Origin of the sequence: Cupriavidus sp. HPC(L) (genome assembly GCF_000307735.3) — a bacterium.
GTDB lineage: Bacteria > Pseudomonadota > Gammaproteobacteria > Burkholderiales > Burkholderiaceae > Cupriavidus.
On record NZ_AMPR02000273.1, the window covers coordinates 1 to 3476 of the forward strand.

General features: G+C 70.0%; 4 protein-coding genes. All 4 read left to right on the plus strand.

Going from position 1 to position 3476, the window contains the following annotated elements:
- On the plus strand, positions 1-939 hold the full coding sequence (locus tag B551_RS15440) for a tripartite tricarboxylate transporter substrate binding protein (RefSeq protein ID WP_023264466.1): 939 nt from the start codon (positions 1-3) through the stop codon (positions 937-939).
- Between the two features lie 87 nt (positions 940-1026).
- Positions 1027-2010 carry a fumarylacetoacetate hydrolase family protein gene (locus B551_RS15445; protein ID WP_006579914.1) on the plus strand — a complete coding sequence of 328 codons (984 nt, stop codon included), beginning with the start codon at positions 1027-1029 and terminating at the stop codon, positions 2008-2010.
- 198 nt (positions 2011-2208) lie between these two features.
- Complete coding sequence (locus tag B551_RS15450) at positions 2209-3084, plus strand: enoyl-CoA hydratase/isomerase family protein (RefSeq protein WP_006579915.1); 876 nt, start codon at positions 2209-2211, stop codon at positions 3082-3084.
- Positions 3085-3152: 68 nt separating this feature from the next.
- Positions 3153-3476, plus strand: a 324-nt coding sequence (locus B551_RS15455) for a PhaM family polyhydroxyalkanoate granule multifunctional regulatory protein (protein ID WP_023264467.1), incomplete at its 3' end; no start/stop codon positions are given.

The following is a 3476-nucleotide window of genomic DNA, read 5'->3' on the forward strand; positions in this document are numbered from 1 at the left end:
ATCGCCGCCGCCCTGCCTCGCCCGGCCGCGGCGCAGCCTGCCTGGCCGAGCCAGCCGGTACGCTGGGTCGTGCCCTATCCGGCCGGCGGCGGCACCGACGTGGTGGCGCGCACGCTGGCCCAGGGGATCTCGCCCGCGCTGGGCAAGCAGGTGGTGATCGACAACCGGCCGGGCGCGGCCACGATCGTCGGCGCCGACACCGTCGCGCACAGCAAGCCGGACGGCTACACGATCCTGACCGCCGACACCGCGACGCTGGCCGCCAACCCGTCGCTGTACCGCAAGCTGCCGTACGACCCCGCCAGGGACTTCGTCCATGTCGGCATGATCGCCCGCTTCCCGCTGATCCTGGTCGCCAATCCGAACTTCCCGGCGCGCACGCTGAAGGAGGCGGTCGACTACGCGCGCAAGAACCCGGACAAGGTCAATTTCGCCTCGCCGGGCGCCGGCAGCCCGCACCACCTGGCGATGGAGCTGTTCATGGAGCAGACCGGCATCCGCATGACCCACGTGCCGTACAAGGGCGCGGCGCCCGCCGTGCAGGATCTGCTGGCCGGCCAGGTGGACCTGATGTTCCTCGATCTGGCGGCCGGCCAGCAGAACGTGCTCGGCGGCAAGCTGCGCGCGCTCGGCAGCGCGACGCCGAAGCACCTGGCCGCGCTGCCGCAGGTGCCGACGGTGGCCGAGGGCGGTGTCGCCGGCTTCGAGGCCTATGCCTGGCAGGGCGTGGTCGCGCCGGCCGGCACGCCGCAGCCGGTGGTCAGCCGGCTGAACGCCGAGCTCGTCAAGGCGCTGAAGCAGCCCGAGGTCCAGAAGCGCTTCGAGGGCATCGGCGTCGAGCCGGTCTCCAGCACGCCCGACGAGTTCGCGCAGTATGCGCGCGGCGAGGCCGAGCGCTGGGGCAAATTGATCAAGGCCAAGGGCATCACGGTAGACTGACGGCCTCGCGGCGGCCGGCACAGCCGGCGCCATCCCCCATCCGGACGCCGGCGCCATGCCGGCGTCGTTCTTGATGCAGGAATCCCGATGAAACTGGCCACCCTGAAGGACGGCTCGCGCGACGGACAGCTCGTGGTCGTGTCGCGCGACCTGAAGACCGCGCACTATGCCACCGACATCGCCGGCAAGCTGCAGACCGCACTGGACGACTGGCACTTCCTCGCGCCGCAGCTGCAGGATCTGTACGACGCGCTGAACGCCGGCCGCGCCCGGCATCCGTTCGCATTCGATCCGCGCCAATGCATGGCACCGCTGCCGCGCGCCTACCAGTGGGCCGACGGCTCCGCCTACGTCAATCACGTCGAGCTGGTGCGCCGCGCGCGTGGCGCCGAGATGCCGCCGGAGTTCTGGACCGACCCGCTGATGTACCAGGGCGGCGCCGACGATCTGCTCGGCCCCTGCGACGACATCGTCTGCGCCAGCGAGGCCTGGGGCATCGACTTCGAGGCCGAGGTCGCGGTGATCACCGGCGACGTACGCATGGGCGCCACGCCCGAGCAGGCGGCCGAGGGCATCCGGCTGCTGGTGCTGGCCAACGACGTGTCGCTGCGCAACCTGATCCCGGCCGAACTGGCCAAGGGCTTCGGCTTCTTCCAGAGCAAGCCGGCCACCGCGTTCTCGCCGGTCGCGGTGACGCCCGACGAGCTGGGCGACGCCTGGCGCGAACGCAAGGTCCATCTGCCGCTGACGGTCTGGTGGAACAGCAGGAAGGTCGGCTGGCCCGACTGCGGCACCGACATGGTGTTCGATTTCGGCCAGCTGATCGCCCACATCTGCAAGACGCGCAATGTGCGGGCCGGCAGTATCGTCGGCTCGGGCACGATCTCCAACGTCGACCGCAGCAAGGGCTACTGCTGCATCGCCGAGAAGCGCACGCTGGAGACGATCGAGAGCGGCGCGCCGGTGACGCCCTTCATGCAGTACGGCGACGCGGTCAAGATCGAGATGTTCGACGCCCAGGGCCGCTCGATCTTCGGCGCGATCGACCAGGTGGTGGCGGCGCCGGCCTGAGCGCGGGCTCGGAAGCTGGCGCCAGCTGGCGGCAGCTGGCGGCAGCTGGCGGCTGAACGCCGCGGCGATCAGCCTATAATTCCCCGACCGCCCGGTTGGGGAATTCGCGCAGGCCTTCAGTGGGCGGCGATTTTCTCCCTGCCGGGTGCGCGCGGCGGCTTGCCGCGCCTTCCTCCACCCGCCAGGAGCCCACCCGCGATGTCCACCACCCCAGCCGCCACCCCAGCCGCCGATCCAGCCACTGATCCAGCCACTACCGGCACCGCCCCTTCCTCGCGCTACGACCGCTATCAGGCGCTGACGCTGCGCCAGCACGGCCCCATTCTCGAAATCGTGATGGGCGCGCAGCAATCGGCCAACCGCAAGCTGGCCACCGCCGACGCCAACATGCATCGCGAGCTGGCCGAGATCTGGCGCGATGTGTCGGCCGATCCCGAGATCCGGGTCGCGCTGATCCGCGGCGAGGGCAAGGGCTTCTCGGCCGGCGGCGACCTGGCGCTGGTCGAGGACATGGCCAACGATTTCGAGACCCGCTCGCGCGTCTGGCACGAGGCGCGCGACCTCGTCTACAACGTGATCAATTGCGACAAGCCGGTGGTCTCGGCGATGCACGGTCCCGCGGTCGGCGCGGGTTTGGTCGCCGGCCTGCTGGCCGATATCTCGATCGCGGCGCGCACCGCGCGCATCGTCGACGGCCATACGCGGCTGGGCGTTGCCGCAGGCGACCACGCCGCGATCGTCTGGCCGTTGCTGTGCGGCATGGCGAAGGCCAAGTACTATCTGATGCTGTGCGAGTCGGTCAGCGGCGAGGAAGCCGAGCGCATCGGCCTGGTCTCGCTGGCGGTCGACGAGAGCGAGCTGGTGGCCAAGGCCTTCGAGATCGCCAACCGGCTCGCCGAAGGATCGCAGAGCGCGATCCGCTGGACCAAGTACGCGCTGAACAACTGGCTGCGCATGGCCGGGCCCGCCTTCGATACCTCGCTGGCGCTCGAGTTCATGGGCTTCGCCGGACCCGATGTCCGCGAAGGCGTGGCCAGCCTGCGCGAGAAACGGCCGCCGCGCTTCGGCGCGTAAGCCGGAGCGTGCAGCCGGACAGTCAGCGCGCCACCCAATGACGATGGCCCCACCGCGGAGCACAGACCATGTTTGGACAGATACCCGATTTCAACGACGGCTTCGAATTTCTGCGCAAGATGTGGGGCAACGCGGCGGGCATGCCGACCGGGCTGATGCCGGGCCTGCAGGCGATGACGCCGCCGATGGATCTGGACGAGGTCGACAAGCGCATCCATGACCTGAAGGCGGTGGAAAGCTGGCTGCAGCTGAACGCGAACCTGCTGCGGACCACGATCCAGGGGCTCGAGGTCCAGCGCGCGACGCTGGTCGCGCTGAAGACGGTCGGCGAGGCGCTGTCGCCCGAAGCGCTGCAAAGCGCGATGGAAAACGTCGCGCGCGCGGCCAACGCC

Excerpts from the sequence above, each read along its gene's own strand:
- B551_RS15445 (WP_006579914.1), top strand. The coding sequence starts at position 1,027 with ATGAAACTGGCCACCCTGAAGGACGGCTCGCGCGACGGACAGCTCGTG.
- B551_RS15450 (WP_006579915.1), top strand. The coding sequence starts at position 2,209 with ATGTCCACCACCCCAGCCGCCACCCCAGCCGCCGATCCAGCCACTGAT.